At 54.8% G+C, this 17,133-nt stretch carries 10 protein-coding genes; 2 read left to right on the forward strand and 8 right to left on the reverse strand.

The window, feature by feature from the left end; all coding sequences use genetic code 11:
* Positions 1 to 3: 3 nt before the first annotated feature.
* The 3 genes from AC5DDB_RS11675 to AC5DDB_RS11685 are packed head-to-tail and all read right to left on the reverse strand — an operon-like array spanning position 4 to position 2,470.
* Positions 4 to 615, reverse strand: coding sequence for a V-type ATP synthase subunit D (locus tag AC5DDB_RS11675; protein ID WP_491739903.1), 612 nt, complete (start codon positions 613 to 615; stop codon positions 4 to 6).
* 42 nt (positions 616 to 657) lie between these two features.
* A complete protein-coding gene (locus tag AC5DDB_RS11680) occupies positions 658 to 2,001 on the reverse strand; it encodes a V-type ATP synthase subunit B (protein ID WP_491739904.1) in 1,344 nt (447 codons plus the stop codon).
* Positions 2,002 to 2,041: 40 nt separating this feature from the next.
* A complete protein-coding gene (locus AC5DDB_RS11685; RefSeq protein ID WP_491739905.1) occupies positions 2,042 to 2,470 on the reverse strand; it encodes a response regulator in 429 nt (142 codons plus the stop codon).
* A gap of 550 nt (positions 2,471 to 3,020) precedes the next feature.
* Between AC5DDB_RS11685 and AC5DDB_RS11690 the strand changes: the two genes are divergently transcribed.
* The gene (locus tag AC5DDB_RS11690; RefSeq protein WP_491739906.1) at positions 3,021 to 5,705 is read left to right on the forward strand and encodes a heavy metal-binding domain-containing protein; all 2,685 of its coding nucleotides are present in this window, start codon (positions 3,021 to 3,023) and stop codon (positions 5,703 to 5,705) included.
* Between the two features lie 116 nt (positions 5,706 to 5,821).
* Positions 5,822 to 10,000, forward strand: a complete 4,179-nt coding sequence (locus AC5DDB_RS11695; RefSeq protein ID WP_491739907.1) for an efflux RND transporter permease subunit — start codon at positions 5,822 to 5,824, stop codon at positions 9,998 to 10,000.
* Positions 10,001 to 10,100: 100 nt separating this feature from the next.
* On the opposite strand, the gene AC5DDB_RS11700 is transcribed toward AC5DDB_RS11695, so the two are convergent.
* From AC5DDB_RS11700 to AC5DDB_RS11720, 5 genes are all read right to left on the reverse strand, one after another.
* A complete protein-coding gene (locus AC5DDB_RS11700; RefSeq protein WP_491739908.1) occupies positions 10,101 to 11,171 on the reverse strand; it encodes a GNAT family N-acetyltransferase in 1,071 nt (356 codons plus the stop codon).
* Positions 11,172 to 11,200: 29 nt separating this feature from the next.
* Complete coding sequence (locus AC5DDB_RS11705; protein WP_491739909.1) at positions 11,201 to 12,268, reverse strand: GNAT family N-acetyltransferase; 1,068 nt, start codon at positions 12,266 to 12,268, stop codon at positions 11,201 to 11,203.
* A gap of 57 nt (positions 12,269 to 12,325) precedes the next feature.
* Positions 12,326 to 13,897, reverse strand: coding sequence for an oligosaccharide flippase family protein (locus AC5DDB_RS11710; protein ID WP_491739910.1), 1,572 nt, complete (start codon positions 13,895 to 13,897; stop codon positions 12,326 to 12,328).
* A gap of 257 nt (positions 13,898 to 14,154) precedes the next feature.
* A complete protein-coding gene (locus AC5DDB_RS11715; RefSeq protein WP_491739911.1) occupies positions 14,155 to 15,633 on the reverse strand; it encodes a hypothetical protein in 1,479 nt (492 codons plus the stop codon).
* A 284-nt stretch (positions 15,634 to 15,917) separates the two neighbouring features.
* Positions 15,918 to 17,132, reverse strand: coding sequence for a carboxylate--amine ligase (locus AC5DDB_RS11720; protein WP_491739912.1), 1,215 nt, complete (start codon positions 17,130 to 17,132; stop codon positions 15,918 to 15,920).
* Position 17,133 lies beyond the last annotated feature (1 nt).

The raw sequence follows: 17,133 nt of genomic DNA on the forward strand, positions 1-17,133 counted from the left end.
GAGTTAGGCTCCCTTCGGCGTTTCGCCACGGCTACGTTTGGCTTTGGCAATCTTGGAACGCACGACGGCGGCCCGCTCCGTGTCGGCCAGATAAATTTTGATGCGTTGGATGTCTTCCTCGGCCTGCGGTATCAGCACCTTCTCGAACAGATTGACGCGTTGCGTGATCCGACGCACCGCGTCCTGGAGCCGATTCAGGCGGACGGTCTCGACTTCGCGACGTCGATGCAAAGTGGCCATCGCTTGCAATAATTCGACCAAAAAATCCACCCAAAATGGCTTGGCCAACATGGAGTATTCCGTGATATGAAACTCCATCGGGCCGAGCACCGGCAGCCGCACGCCGAGCCGATTTTCCTCGGTGATTGCCACGGACTCGATGCGAACCAATCCCGTCAAGTTCTGTTCACTGGCACCGAGCAGCGAGAACAGTCCGTCCTGCGACGCCAGCAATTCATCGATTTCTCGTTCCGTCGCAGCAAGCGCCAACTTGGCCCGCTGAGAGTCAGCGATCAATTGCTGGCGTTTCAGGTCGAGCGACGGCAGAAACCGCCGGTACATCGCGAGTTGATCGCGTTGTTGCTTGAGGGTCGATTTATTGAGCGCCAAAGCCATGGGAATCGGGAATTTCGGATGGAAGAAGTCGTGAGAGGAGAATTAATTCTCGGAATTCGTCGCCTGGGTTCCTCGGGGATGAAAATACTTGTCGACTAATGCTTGTTTCATCAGCAACTCCTCGGCCTGGAAACACTCGCGCAGAGTTTGCCAACTCAGATCAAGGGCGTCGTTCAAGGACAGGGAAATCTCGATGTCCATAAATCGCTCGCCGAACAAGCGGCCGAATCGCAGCAACTTTTCATCGAATGGCGAAAGGTCAAACGCCATGGCCTGTTTCTTCTCCGCTTCCTTGGCACCAGCATAGAAGCGGATCATGGTGTTCATGATTTGCGAATGGTCCTCTCGTGTCACCTTGCCGATCACTTGCTGCTTGAGCCGCGAGAGCGAACCAAACGGATCGATGACGCCATCGTGCAAGTAGAGTTGCCCCTCGGTGATATAGCCGGTGTTGTCCGGGACAGGGTGTGTAACATCGTTGCCGGGCATGGTGGTCACGGTCAAAATCGTGACCGAGCCGGCCCCTTTGTAGTCGCAAGCGCGCTCGTACCGCTGCGCGAGCTGAGTATACAAGTCGCCCATGTAACCGCGATTCGACGGCACACGTTCCATCGCGATGCCGATTTCCTTCAGGGCGTCGGCGTAGGCGGTCATGTCGGTCATCAAGACGAGGACTCGTTTGTCTTCCTCGACAGCGAATCGTTCGGCGACCTTGAGCACCATATCGGGAACGAGCAGGCGTTCGACAATTGGATCAGAGGCTTGGTTGATGAACATGACGGTTCGGCTCAGGATGCCTTCGTTCTCAAAAGTCGAACGAAAGAAATGATAGTCGTCGAAGATCAGCCCCAGTCCGCCGAAAACAACGATGTCGGCGTCCGCCTGAATGCCGATGCGGGCCAGCAATTGGTTGTACGGCTCGCCGGCGACCGAGAAAATGGGGATTTTTTGGCTCTCGACGAGGCAGTTGAACAGATCAATCATTGGGACGCGGGTGTGAATCATCGTCTGCGGAACGGTTCGCATGGTCGGATTGACTGATGGCCCCCCGATTGGGACGCTCGGTTCATTCGACAAGTCCGGTCCGCCATCCAGCGGTTCCCCGTTGCCGCAAAACACACGTCCCAGAATGCTGGGTGTATAAGTGACTTGCATCGGATGTCCGAGAAACTGGACCTTGGCCCGTGTCGACAAGCCCTTGCCGCCCGTGAACACCTGCAGTGAAACCACGTCATGGTTCAATTCGATGACTTGTCCTAGGGAACGGCGACCATCCCAGTTCTCGACGACGGCCAAGTCTCCCAAGCCCACATCGGAGGCGCGGACTTTGAGAATGTCTCCCATGATCGCCAGGATGTGCGTGTGTCTCAACAGTTCTGAAAGCATGGTTGTCCCGAGATCAAGCACTGGTCTGCAAACATGTGTGTCACGATATCGTCTCTGACTCTCCACCGGTCGTTTCGGCGTCCATGGCCTGCTCAACCGCTTGCAGGAGATGTTGGAACGGGCAAGGCTTGACCAGCAGACGCTCTTCCGGGATGCCCAACTTCCGCAGTCGGCTTCGCACAGGCTCCGGCAGATGGGCACTGCACACGACAACCGGCAACTCCTGAAAGTCCTGTCGCATTCGCGTATAGGTTTCGATGCCGTCCATGCCGGGAAGCTGCAAGTCCAGCAACAATGCCGCCGGTACGAATCCGTCCTCTAGGAACTTCAACGCCTCTTCGCCAGATTCCACGGCGTGCACGCTCAGACCGCGACGGGTCAGGCGAGCACTCACGCTCTGCCGCGTCAGGATGTCGTCCTCGACATAGAGCAACACCGGAGAGTCTCCGACAGGTTGTGTGTGAGTCATGGGGTGGTTCCTTGGAAGCACGGGCAACCCGTGGAGCCAGGCCGTTCCAATCGCACGACGCAACAATGATGCCAGAGTTTGCGGTTTTGGTCCCAGCCAACGGAACTACCGGTTTCGTCAGGCTACGTCTAAAGAAACGACCAAGCAGCAATGCTCCGCTACCATAAAATCGAGAACTGTGGCCTCGGATGGGTGGGCGATTTCGCTCACCCGCGGGCTTGATCGCCCGCCAGATCGCTCGGGTCACTCGGTGGAATCGATGGCCATGCTTCGCTAGCACGGGCATTGCCCGCCCTATTGCAGAAGAAAGCGGCGATCAAAGGGTTGGCACACCGATTGCAATAGATACGATTCCGAATAGGAGCCACCGAGCAACGTTGCCAATTCGATCGAGCCGGATACTGGTCTGACTGGCGACACAGATTCACCGCCCGTCGAAGAAAACGGGGCCAATCGGTGAAGAATTCATCGGCGGTGTGCATCCAAATTCAGAGAATCGGGTCGACTGGCTATTGCCGGTCACCGCGTCATCAATCAGGACGGACATCCCATGCAAAACCCCTTCACCGCTGAGCGGTTTCGAGATTTCACACATCGGCATCGAGCGGCCGTCTTGGTGGGCCAAGCGGTGCTGTTCGTGGTTGTCGGCTATGTCATCGCTCGGAGTTTTGGAGGATCCTCCGAGCCGGTGCCGACCAGTGCCGTTTCGGACGAGCCCGTCGCTAAAACCCCGGCCGGACCGAGCCTGTGGACGTGCTCGATGCATCCCCAAATTCGCCAGCCCAATCCGGGGGACTGTCCAATTTGTGGGATGGATTTGATTCCGGTCGCCACGTCGACCGGGGGCCTGCGGACGTTGACGATCAGCCCGGAAACGCGGGGGCTCATGAATATCGCTTCCACGCCGGTCCAGCGTCGTTACGTGTCGCATCAAATCCGCATGGTCGGCAAAGTGGATTATGACGAGACGAAGTTCGGCTATATCACCGCCTGGGTGCCCGGCCGATTGGATCGGCTGTTTGTCGATTACACCGGGGTGCAAGTCGATCGAGGCGATCACATGGTCTCCATCTATAGCCCCGAACTCTATGCCGCCCAGGAAGAACTGATTCAAGCGCTCAAGTCGCGGGCCGAGCGATCCGGCAACTCGCGGTTCGCGTCGTCGGTGGACTTGGTCGAGTCGGCCCGCGAGAAACTGCGACTACTGGGATTGACCGAAAAGCAAGTCCAGGAAATCGAACAACAAAGCAAAGCTTCCGATCATCTCACGATCTATGCTCCTGTCGGCGGGATTGTGGTCGAGAAGCTGAAACAGGTGGGTGACTACGTCAAGACGGGCGAGCGAATTTATACCGTCGCCGACTTGAATCAAGTTTGGGTGCATCTCGACGCCTATGAAACAGACCTGCCCTGGATCCGCTTCGGACAGGACGTGACGATCACGGCCGAGGCTTATCCGGGAGAGGAGTTCCATGGGCGGATTGCGTTCATTCAGCCGGTGCTCAACGACAGAACGCGGACCGTGAAGGTGCGGGTCAACGTTCCGAATGCGGATGGCAAACTAAAACCGGACATGTTCGTGCACGCCGTGGTCCAGCCAGAAGTCGCGGCCGCGGGACGGGTGATTGACCCCAACTTGGCGGGCAAGTGGATCAGCCCGATGCATCCGGAGATTATCAAGGACGAGCCGGGGAAATGCGATATTTGCGGCATGCCGCTGGTTCGAGCCGAGACCCTGGGCTATATCGCTCCTGACACCGACGACCAGCAGCCGCCTTTGGTGATTCCCTATTCCGCGGCTCTCGTTACGGGTCGGCGGGCGATTGTCTACGTGGAACTGCCGGTCATGCCCGACGGAATCGATATTGCCTGGCAGGGCATTCAGGCGGCCTTGGATGGTGGCAGTCTCGACCAAATTCGTCAGGCATTTTCCGCATTCAGCGACGTGCTGGACCGCCCCTACGGCCAGCCGGGAACTGATTACGCCGCCCAGTTGTGGAACCGTTTTGCCGACCGCCTGGCCAAGCATACGCTCGTCGGGGGGCGGGTGACGTCGCCAGCGGAAGCGGCGGACGTGTTCGCTCGTCTCGAACCGATTATGACGACACTGCATGAGGAATTCGGCCCCATCGGGCAGCCGACGTTCGAGGGCCGTGAAATTGTGCTCGGCCCGCGTGCCGGTCAGCATTATCTCGTGCGACACGGCCTGCAAGAGGGTGAATTCGTCGTGACCCAGGGCAATTTCAAGATCGATGCCGAGATCCAAATCCAAGCCAAACCCAGCATGATGACCCCCGAAGGCGGCGGAGGCGGCGGACACGACCATGGCGGTGGGAGTGGGCCGAAAAAGTCCACTGAGGATCCGCACGCCGGACACCAGTTGGCTTTGCCAACGGAATTTGTCAATCAGCTTCGCGATCTTGAAGCGGCCTATGAAAAGGTGGCCCAGGCCGTTCAAGAAAGTCACGTCGGCAAGGTTGCCACAGCCTTCTCTCAATTTGAGGAAGCCCTGCAATCCGTAGATGGCACATTATTGAGCGGACATCCGCGGATGCAGTGGAAGGAATTCGCAATGCTGCTCGGCAACGACGCCGTCGAAGGCCGTGATGTGGAGCAAATGACGGAGGCGGACCGTGTGTTTCTCTTGCTCAAAGGCCATATGCGACGCCTTCGCGATCAGCTCGGCATTTCGTCGGATCAACAGCGGCGGATCGAACGGATCGAAGTTTCGCCGGAATTTCAGCAAGAACTTGCCGCCCTATGGGAACGCTATCTGGCGATTCAAAAAGAACTCGCGGCCGACGAATTTTCCAATGCTCGGGAAGCCCTCATGAACTTGGAATCCTCGCTGGCGACGGTGGATGAATCCCAGTTGGACGGCCGCGCCCAAACAGTCTGGCAACGGGAGAAAAAGAACCTTGCCAAACTCATCGACAGCCTCGCTCAAGCCAAGGATATCAAAACGCTGCGGGCCGAGTTCAAACCGTTCTCCGAGGAAATCGGCGTCTTGGCCAAAGCCTTTGGTTTCGGCGAGGCCGGTCCGATCTACGAACTTCACTGTCCGATGGCGTTCCAAGGCCAAGGGGCCATTTGGTATCAGGACAACGACCAAGTGCGCAACCCCTACTACGGAGCCTCCATGCTGAAGTGTGCTGATCGTGTGAAGCGAGTGATCGACAACGAGCCAACGGTTCCAGCCAAGCATCCGTCACACGAGAATCATGCACAGCATTGATTGGTAAATTCAGAACGGCTTGGCCGGCATCTCGGAAGCTCAAGAACTGTCTCTTCAGTTTTCAATAATCACAGTGCGAAGATCAGCGGCTCTGAGGCTGCAAGCGGGAATTATCCATGATCAACAAAGTGATCCGTTTCTGTCTGGAAAACAAGCTGGTTGTGCTGCTGTTGGTCCTTGCCGTGATGGTCTGGGGCGCGATGGTTGCACCGTTTGATTGGGACATTGGCCTGCTGCCACGCAATCCGGTGCCGACCGATGCCATTCCTGACATTGGCGAGAATCAGCAGATTATCTTTAGCGAGTGGATGGGTCGCTCGCCGCAAGATGTGGAAGATCAGATCAGCTACCCCCTAACCGTCGCATTGCTTGGTGTGCCCGGTGTGAAGACGATTCGCAGTTACTCGTTTTTCGGGTTTTCCAGCATCTATGTCATTTTCGATGAAGACGTGGAGTTCTACTGGTCGCGGACCCGCGTGCTCGAAAAACTCAATAGTCTCCCATCCGGGACATTACCCGAAGGCGTGCAACCGGCGCTGGGGCCGGATGCCACCCCGCTGGGGCAGATTTATTGGTATTCCCTGGAAGGCCGCGATCCCGACGGTAACCCGATCGGCGGTTGGGATCTCAATGAATTGCGGACGATTCAGGATTGGTACGTCCGCTACTACTTGTTGTCCGCCGAGGGCATCAGCGAAGTGGCTTCGGTGGGCGGCTTTCAACAAGAGTATCAGATCGATGTCGATCCCGACGCCATGCGTGCCGCGCGGGTCAGCATCGACGATATCTTCATGGCGGTCAAGAAGTCGAATATCGACGTGGGTGCCCGCACGATCGAGATCAACAAGGCCGAGTATTTTATCCGGGGTTTGGGCTTTGTCGAAGACGTCGAGGATTTGGAACTGGCCGTGGTGGCGATGAACGACAATGTGCCCATCTATGTCAAGGATGTGGCCCATGTCTCCTTGGGGCCGGCTCTGCGTCGCGGGGCCTTGGACAAGGGCGGAGCGGAAGCCGTCGGCGGCGTCGCCGTAGTGCGTTACGGGTTCAACCCGCTCGAAGCCATCAAAAACGTCAAGCAAGCGATCGACGAATTCGACGACGGTTTGCCGACGAAGGCGATCGTCGACTATCGGCAAATCACCAGGGACGGCGTTGCGGATTATGCAAACGAACACGACCTCGAAGGGTTTGCCGAAGACGGTCTGCTCAACCACGAAGCCTGGGTGACGCACTTGCGTTCGCAGCCGCGGGAGCAGTGGCCAGAATGGATCACGACGAGCCAAGTAACCGTCGTACCGTTCTACGATCGGACCGGCCTGATTTATGAAACCTTGGGCACATTGAACAAGGCGCTCATCGAAGAAATCCTCGTGACCGTCATCGTGATTCTCGTGATGGTGATGCACCTCCGCAGTTCGATTGTGATTAGCGCGTTATTGCCGCTGGCCGTGCTGATGTGTTTCATTGCGATGAAGACCTTCGGCGTGGACGCGAACATCGTGGCGTTGTCGGGGATTGCGATCGCCATTGGCACGATGGTCGATATGGGCGTCATCCTGTGTGAAAACATCTTGAACCATTTAGACGAAGCCGATCCAGAAGAAAGCCGCTTGGAAGTCGTGTACCGCGCTTCCAGTGAAGTCGGCGGTGCCGTGGTGACGGCGGTCGCGACCACTATCGTGAGTTTTCTGCCCGTGTTCACGATGATCGGCGCCGAAGGCAAACTGTTCAAACCGCTGGCGTTCACCAAAACCTTTGCGCTCGCCGCCTCGGTGATCGTGGCCCTGACGATCATTCCGCCGGTGGCTCATCTGCTCTTTCCGGCGCGGGTCAAAAGCCGGGGTCTCAAGCAATTTCTCTATGCCGGATTAGTTGCCGCTGGCCTGGCGATCAGCTTCTGGCTGACTTGGTGGGCGGGGGCCATCCTCGCCGCTTTGGGTGTGTTCAAGCTAATTGAAGAGTCGTTGCCGCAACGGATGGCAGGCTGGCGCTCAGGCATGCATTGGGCAGGATTGTTGCTCGCGAATGGTGCGGCGGTCCTGTTGGTCGGTATCCTGCTGACAGACGGCTGGTTGCCGCTCGGGCCGGAGAAAGGTTTCCTACGGAATTTTCTATTCGTAGCCGTTTTGATCGGTGGGCTGCTGACGTTCTTTCAAGTCTTCCAAAAATTCCTCTACAAGCCGCTGCTGCGGTGGTGCCTCGATCACAAATTATTGTTTCTAAGTGTGCCGACGTTGATTTTGATTTTAGGGTTTGGAGCTTGGCTGGGGCCGGCCACGGTCTTCGGTCCCATTTCGCCGGACTATGAAACACAGACGCTCCCCGATGCCGAATACCGCCAACTCTCCGCAATCGAAACGTTCAAATACGAACTAGCCGGCGTGCGCTCCAGGACCTGGGACGGCGATATCGCCGACCGCCCTTTGTGGACGAGAGTCCAATGGATGCTGGCCAACAGTTGGGAAGGCTTTGGCAAAGAGTTCATGCCGCCCTTGGATGAAGGCTCTTTCCTCTATATGCCGACGACGATGCCGCATGCATCGATCGGCGAGGCCATGGATGTACTGCGTCTGCAAGACCGGCGGATCAACGCGATTCCCGAAGTCGAGCTGGCGGTGGGTAAGCTCGGCCGCGTCAAAAGCCCGCTTGACCCGGCTCCGATTTCCATGATCGAGACGGTGATCAATTACAAATCCGAGTACGTCGTCGATCAGGACGGCCATCGCTTGAAGTTCAAATTTGATCCGAGTGAAACCGACTTCTTTCGCGATGTCGCCGGACAACCGCTGCCGGCGGATGACGGCAAACCCTACAAAGTGCAGGGCCAATTTGCACGCGATGAGGAGGGTCGCCTGATCAACGACTCCGACGGCGTGCCGTTTCGCCAATGGCGGGCACCGCTCGATCCCGCACTGAATCCAGGCCGAGAAGCCTGGGTGGGAATCGTGAACCCCGATGACATTTGGCATGAGATCGTCGAAGCCGCGCAGATTCCCGGCACGACGTCCGCGCCCAAGCTGCAACCGATCGCCGCTCGGATCGTGATGCTGCAAAGCGGCATGCGCGCACCGATGGGGGTCAAAGTCAAAGGCCCGGACTTGGACACCATCGAACGCGTCGCGTTGGACATCGAACGCTTCCTGAAGGAAATTCCTAGCGTGCAAGCCTCTGCGGTGATCGCCGACCGGATTGTCGGCAAACCGTACCTTGAGATCGACTTCAATCGCCGCAAGATCGCCCGCTATGGTCTGAACATTCAAGACGTGCAGAATGTCGTCGAAGTCGCCATCGGCGGCATGCCGATCACGACGACGGTCGAGGGTCGCGAGCGGTTCGCTGTCCGCGTACGCTACCTGCGCGAGTTGCGGAGCGAGATCGAGGATCTTGGCAAAATATTGATTCCGGCCAAAGATGGATCGCACATTCCGCTCGCGCAGGTTGCGACCATCAATTACGTCCGCGGACCCCAAGTCATCAAAAGCGAAGATACCTTTCTCGTCGGCTATGTCCTATTCGACATGCAGCCCGACGAAGCCGAAGTCAATGTGGTGGAGGATGCCCAAGCCTATTTGCAGGCAAAGATTGACAGCGGCGAATTCAATCTGCCGGATGGCGTGAGCTACACCTTCGCCGGCAACTACGAAAATCAAATCCGTTCGCAGAAAACCCTCATGGTGGTGCTGCCGCTGGCGTTGTTCGTAATTTTCATCATTCTGTATTTTCAGTTCCGCTCGGTAATGACGACGTCGCTGGTCTTCACCGGCATTGCCATTGCCTGGGCCGGTGGATTCATCATGCTTTGGCTCTATGCGCAGCCATGGTTCCTAGATTTCAATGTCTTTGGCACCAACATGCAGACGCTGTTTCAGATCCATCCGATCAACCTCAGTGTGGCCGTTTGGGTCGGCTTTCTGGCGTTGTTCGGAATCGCAACCGATGACGGCGTCGTGATAACGACGTATTTAGATCAGAGCTTCTTTCGACGCCGGATTACCACCAGTGCCGAGGCCCGCGCCGCCACGCTCGCGGCTGGAATACGTCGCGTGCGGCCCTGTTTAATGACGACCGGCACCACGATTCTGGCCTTACTTCCCATCCTCACATCGACTGGCCGCGGTTCGGACATCATGGTGCCAATGGCGATCCCCAGTTTCGGCGGGATGCTGATCGAGATCATGACGATGCTCGTGGTCCCGGTGCTGTATTGCTCCTTACAGGAATGGAAAATTCGGTTCGGTATTGAAGACCCACGGTTTGCGGCGCATGAGTCGCGACTGGCCGAGTCATGCTAAATTCTCGCACGCCAAACGCCTAGAAACTGTTTGTGAGTTTTTTTTGCAACAACACGGTTATTCTTTCGCGGTTCCTAGAGTGATCTTCGTTAGGACGACATCAATGGAATGCAGCCCACTGTCGAAGTTTGCGGGTGGCATTGAGCGGAATTTCTAACTGTTTGTGGTAACGGGAAGAACGCATCCATTGCTTTGTCTGATGCCAGCATCGTCTTAAGGAGCCTTGGACATGTCGAAGATCGACCGCTCCTTCGGCAATCTGAGTGTCTCCGGATTTCAGATTTTGTTTATAACGTTCAGGTCCCTTGCCGAATTCGATCCGCGCGATGCCTTGCTGCGCCGCGGATTTGGCGAGTTCTAGAATAAGAATCAACCCAGGAGAATACTTTTCGAATGCGACATCGTAAGCGGGGAACCACATATGCAGGTTCGTCGCCGTCCGGAGTCCCAGATGAACGGCGACGGGTTGTTTTCCCACCTCGAGAACCGAAAAGACTCCGGCAAAGCCGGGCGTCGGTTCGTGCAACAATGACCGCAGTAGGCTGACGACCCAATCCGTTTTCAAGACTTCGAGAACTCCTGTTCGTCGATGTTGTGCAGTCTTCCATTCCAGGAGTAATTGAAAGACCTCTTCTTTGGACGTGTGATAGGAAAATTCCAGCGATCCGATTTCGCGTTCAAGCTTTCGCTGTTTGCGCTCGATTTGACTCAGAGAAGAACCGGACTTCTTGATTTGCGATCGGTAGTTTTCGTATCCCTGAGAGAGATCGATGAAAGGCGAAGGGACATATCGCCATGCAAATTCTTCAAATTCGCGCTGTGTCGAAGGCAGATGGTCAAAGTACCAAGCACGCAATTTCGAACTTCGAATAAGTTCTCTCGGCGACCAAGAAGTATCAGGGCGACTGATGACCCCATGAAATTCGGACAGGCGACCCGGAATTGACTGGGCAATCCCCCCCGAACCTCGCCGGAAAGGAAAAAACCCCACAGGCTCGCCTGATTCGCTGAGAACAGTCACTTCAATATCATCTCGCACGGCTGCGGTGCGCCGAGTCAGTTCGGGGTGGAAAAACGGATGGTCTAAATCAGCACGTCCCTTGAGAATGTCACACCAGCAGTGGTATTGCTCTTCGGAAAGCTCGCTAGCGAGTTGGTGGTGATATTTCATGAGGAGTCGTTTTCCTTGAGAGGAGCTTCTTACATGGTTGACTGGCTACGACGACGTTGTATCCAACGTTTCAGTTCGTTGGCCGGCCCATACATTGGAGAGGATTTCACCCACTCCCAAGCTTGGTAAGCCGACCCTCGCAAAGCTCGACTGATGGGATTGAAGTCCACAGCGCCTTCGGCGAGTTGGACGGCGTCGGTCGCGAAACTTTGTTTATAGCCCTCTTCGCCCTTACCAAAATCGAATCGTTGAATTTTGCGTCGCGCGGCTTCTTCGATCATGTTCAGCAGCAGGATGAGTCCTGGCGAGTAACGCTGAAGATCCTGATTGTAGGAGGGAAACCAGTAGTGAAACGCCGTTGGAGTCGCCATACCCAGATGCACCGCCGCCAAAGTCTCGTTCACAGTCAAGATGGACAGAGTGCCCTGCAATTCGTCCTGCTGCGTGGTTTGAATTTCCCGCAGGAAAGAAACGACCCATTCCGATTGGAGAATATCGAATGTCTTTGTCAATTTTCGTTGAGCCGACTTCCATTTCAGCAGAGTCTCGAAAGACTCCGAGTCGCCGGTATGCCAGTGAAATTCCACGGGGCCGACTTCTCGTTCTAATTTGCGACATTTCCGAGCGGTTTGTGAGAATAGTCCCGTCGTGGGTTTCTGTCGTGCAACGTAGGCCTCATAACCGTTTGAGAGATCAATAAAAGGAGACTGGGTGACTCGAACAGACCATTTCTTCCATTGGGCGTCCTGAAGCGACTGGTGATCGAAACGCCAAGATTTCAATCGGCAAAGACGCAACAATTCCTCCAAGGGCAGCGAAAAGTTCTCTCGGAAAATCGGCCCTTGATAATCGCAGAGTTTGACGCCGGGCGGCGTCCCGTGATGAGTGGCGTCTCGTTCATACGCGAAGACCGCCACAAGCTGATTGTTCTCTTTCAACAACGCCACTTCCAATTGCGGACGGAAAAATCCCAGAAGGCGCAAATAGGCCGGGTCGTAGAAAGGGCTATCGAAACCGCCTTGCGAGCGCATCAGTTCTCGCCACTGCCGGAAATCCTCGGTGGAGAGCGTCTTGGGAGATGAGAGATGAACGTTCATGGCTCCCTCTCTGCTTGATTGACCGAAGTCGCAAGTGAATGTCTCATCGTATAATGATCATCTTTGAGTGGAGGGACCAACAGTTTCGGGCCGGACTGGCGTCCCGCCACCAGCAAGTAAGCGGTGGAGGAGGGGGAAGCGTCCCAACTCCGGGAACATGGATTCGACTTGCAATTGCCGACGGTTAATCAAGAAGACGTAAAGGCTCAATCCAATTGCCAACAATAGGGACGGCAGGGTGGGCAGTGCCAAACCAAATCGCAGACCGATTACTCCCAACACACAAAACAACGTGCCCAGATTGACGAAGTTCAGTCCTTGGGCCAATGACCCCATTGGGAAGACCCATTGGAGGGCAAATTCACGCAAGAGCGTATGGACGACCATTCCTAGCGAAACGCCCACGGCAGCCCCGATGGCTTGCCACTGGGGGATCAGCAGCAGGCACATTCCCAATGTCATCAAGGCTCCCAGAATGTCTATTGTCACCGCGAGTCGAATTCGACGGAGGATCTTGAGAAGTTGAATGTTGAATCCAAAGCCTGCCTCGACATAGAACCCAATCGCAAGAATTGCCATGACTCGACCGGATTCGAGATATTCAACACCAAAAAGCATTTGGATCACCGGTTCCGCCAACAGAACGCAAACGGCAAAAATCGGGAACGTCAACACGCGGACCCAAGTTCGGGTGCGAAGATAAATCTCGCGAAGTTCGCTGGGACGGTTCCGGATCATCAGCCGTGAGGCAAGTGGAGTGAACAAAATCCCGAAAGTGACCGGCGGAAGTTCACAAAGTCGAACCAGTGGTTGTACAACGCGAAACGCGGCGGCTTCGAGTGAACCGCCAAACATTCCCACCATGACAATAACAAGTGATCCGCAAATCATGGTCGAAGCGTCGGACGCCAGGACGGGTAGGCCAAATCCGAGAAATTCTCGAGCAGGAATCTCCGGACGTTCTCGGTGAAGGGAATCCAACAATTGATATTTGAGCGCGAATCGCCCCATCAGAAACAGATCCAAAACAAATTGGATCAGCCCGGCCAAGAGAAATGCCAGCGCCACGCCTTTCAAGCCGCCATCCAAAGTGATGCCCGTCACCATGGCGAGGCATTTCAAGACAGGACCAATAATCTGCCTTCGATAAAAAACTGTTCGCGTTTCCCCCATCACCGCAAAAAACGAACTGGCAAGACTCCCAAAGCCTCCAAAGGGAACGAGCAGAACAAGTAGCATCAAAACGAAAGCCTCCTCCTGATTTATCCCCAACCATGGGAAGAGGTGCCCACGACCCAGCCAGCAGCCTCCGATAAGTAAGCTGCCCAGCCCGAGGATGATGGCGGAAGAGAAGATCAGGGCGCCGTTCAATCGTCTCAGGTTCTTTTGTTCGTGATAAGCCGCAGCGAATTGTGAAAAGGTTTTGTCCATCCCGAAGGCCGATGCCAGAGCCATGAGTTCAACGAGGGAAATTGCATAGGCGAAAACCCCGTAATCTTGCCGGCTCAAATAGCGGACGGTCAGGACTTGCGTGAAAAAATTCAACAGCAACGAGCAGCCACGCCCCGTCAGAAGCAGCGTGGACCCCCGAATCTGCCTTGTGGACGAGTTTTCGCCCTGGCTATCCATTGTCTTGCTCATGATTGGTAAGAAGTGTACTCGGAGCCTTTAGGTAAATCAGCTCGGTTGTTATCGCTTGCGTTTCCCAGGGGTCAATTCAATTTCCGAGTCATGGAATCCGCGTTCTGTCATCGGAGAGCAGGCAATCCACGAGGTGACTTTCCATGAGACCCGTTCCGCCAGTCACTAGGATATGCATACTCGCCGTCTTGCTTGATCGAAAAGCATTGACGTTGAAAGCCGAATGTTTTCGGTCGGGAGTTCGATCAATGACGGCAGGAGACGCACTCCTCCGTCGAAACGGGCCGGAAGTACAAAACTTTTCCAAGTAATAAGGGATGAGGACCAATATCTTGGGTCGATCTCCGCGTTCGACCCTTCTGCTGAAATTCCTGCTGTTGGCCGTTATGAATATATGTTAATTGGAAGTCCGCATCTGTTTTGTTGACAATGCGGCGAAGCTCAAAATAGGTGATTAAATCCCGATGCTCTAAATAGTCTTTCAATTGCGGATGATTCGTCGCAACGATTTCCACGAGATCCTCCTGGTACGAAGCCAGTCGCAAAGCCGGCATAAACATGTGATTGTTCCACTGACCTTCGGTCCTGAGATTACTATACATGGTGAAGCACGTTTCGGTTTTGAATCCCAGGTATTGAGACAATCCGTTCAAAGCGACTAAACCAATCACCGCCCACGAGAAACCGGGGCGAACAGAATGAGCCGATAAACTCGTCGCGTGACTTTCCCGATGAAAGATCACCGCAATGCTATAGAACAAACCGATTCCCAGAGACCATCCGATCCAAATCAGCCAGGGTAGTTGATAGACCTTGATCACGAGAATTTTCTCGCGGAAATATCCATTGAGATCGGCGGCGATCAGTGAAAACACGACACACACGACTGAAGTCGCGAAGGCAGGGAAAAGAAACGCACGAATCTTTGGTGAAAAAAAGTTGCTGAGAGATCGACGATAGTGATCGACCATTGGAATTAGTTGATTCATCAGCGCCAAACTGTATAGGACATACGCTAATCCCGAAAACGTTCGATGGCCGACCAATCCCAGCACGAAATGAAACGACACACCAATGGCTACGCCCCAAACGCGAGTGCGGCGAAACGCTAGAAGCAAAGGAATCAAGGCCTCGACAAGAAGTGTGGAAGCAATGACTAGCCAATAAGCGGTGGGCGATGATGGCAGAAAAGGAAACCTTCGGAGTAGATCGCCGTACATTTTTACGACACAACTGACATCCGGGCTCACAAAATCCCAATTCAGTTTGGCAAGAAATGCAAAGCCATACACAATGACTAATGCCGTCCAAACTACGGGCGCGAACCGCGAATAAACATTCTCGCGGAACTCCCAATCTGTATGTATCTGCTTCCGTGTTACCAACCAGGATTGTAGGAGTGCAGAAAGGATTGTGAAATTAATCAATGTCTCAAGCAGGATATGATTAACAACGAATGGCCACTTCGCGATGTTGTAACAAATACTGCTCACGAGCAAAGAACCAAACAATACAAGCGAGGAAGGCCGGAGCAAAGTCGCCACGCCGAAAATCGTCACCAGCCATCCCAACGGATCGTGCTCGTGAAGCCAGCTCGAGTAAAATTCCTGATGCACAAGCGCCTGACAGGCCCAAAGAAACGCAAAGATCGTCAGACGACTTGTTCGGGCAACACCGGAGCGGTCGGAGTTTTGTTCGGCTTCTGATGAGGTGGAAGAAACCATCACGTGAGTTCCTAATTCTGATGGTGAGTGACCTGTGATGATTGGCGTTTGAGCGACCGTTGATCGGCTGTAAGTCTCACGAGACCGTATTACGGTCTTCGATGTCCGCGATGGACACGAAATTCCTTTGTTTTCCCGTCTCCGCGGGACGGAACCCGCAACAGCGAAAAGTAAACTGCTCTTGTGCCTTCTCCGGGTATTGATTGTAGACATGTGGTGACGTAACCACTCCGTGGTCGCTCCTGGCAACTTTATCAACCCGAAAACTATCAAGTGACGCTTCACTAGGATCTGAATCTACGGACCAGCCTTGCAATCGCCGGTTTTGGATCCGACCAAGCAAAGCTCGGAAACTGCTGTAATCGCATCACGCTACGAGCCCATTGGAAAAACGTGATTTCCCCACGCGTCCGGAGTTCTCCCAATGCCTTGAGGTCGCGGAGAGGATCCCAGAGCGTTAAACCCGCTTTGAAGTGATCCAATGGTGGGAGGGGCAGCCCGACAATTCGGTTGTATACGAGGCTCCCCAAGTCGATGCCGGCTCGAGTCACAAGACCGTTGGCCGCTGTGAATCGGGCATTACATTCGATCAGTTTGAGCTTTCCGTCGCGTCGATCGTACTTGAATTCCGCGTTGGCAAGCCCCCGCAATCCTGCATGCTGAAAGAGTCGCAAGGCCGGTTCTTTGACACCGTCCACATGATCGGTAACGTGATAGGTCGCAAGACCCATATTGACGGGGAAACGACGAATGATTCGCTTCGTGAAGTCAAACAACGGCGAACCTTGCTCGTCGAGATAGGTGTAGTAGCTGCACAGCGCGCTATCGGGCCCCGGAATTTTTTCCACTAGGAAAATTTCGATCTTCGCTGCTTCCACAATGCGAAACGCCTCGCATAACTCTTGGAAATTCTCCGCGATGAGAAACTTGGATCGGAATTTTTGTTGAAACAAATGCGAATGCACCGGCTTGATAATCACAGGGAAGACCAACTCGCTTTGCACTGAGAACAGATCGGCCTTGCTCTGAACTTCCCAAAACTTTGGGGTCGGGACGTCGGCTTGCTCGGCAATATGATATGTGGTTAGCTTATCGAGCATTCGGCGTTGGGCTTCTCGGTTTGAGAGGTCCAGACGAAAACGCTCGGCGAGTTGCTGGCGATTATCGGCGATCAAAGTCAACGCCTCATCCGAGGCGGCCAATAAAACGCTGCCGCGAAGAAATTCCGACGGCGAACCACGCAAAAACTGAATCGCGGCTTCTTCAAACGGTTGGTCGGACGCCAGTGTGATGGGCCGGGCGTAGTAGCTATGAGCAACGTCGGAGTCGGGTTTGTTCAAGACATGCACGGGAATGCCTCGTCGTCCCAAACTTCGCACGATTGACAGAGCGTTGTCGTTCCCTCCCAGAATAATCGCGGGGGGAAGTTTCTTATTCGGGTCGCGAATCTTGGCCCATTGAGGAGAGTCGGACGCTGGCGAAAGCAGTTGGATCGTCATG

Source organism: Thalassoroseus sp. (assembly GCF_984380535.1).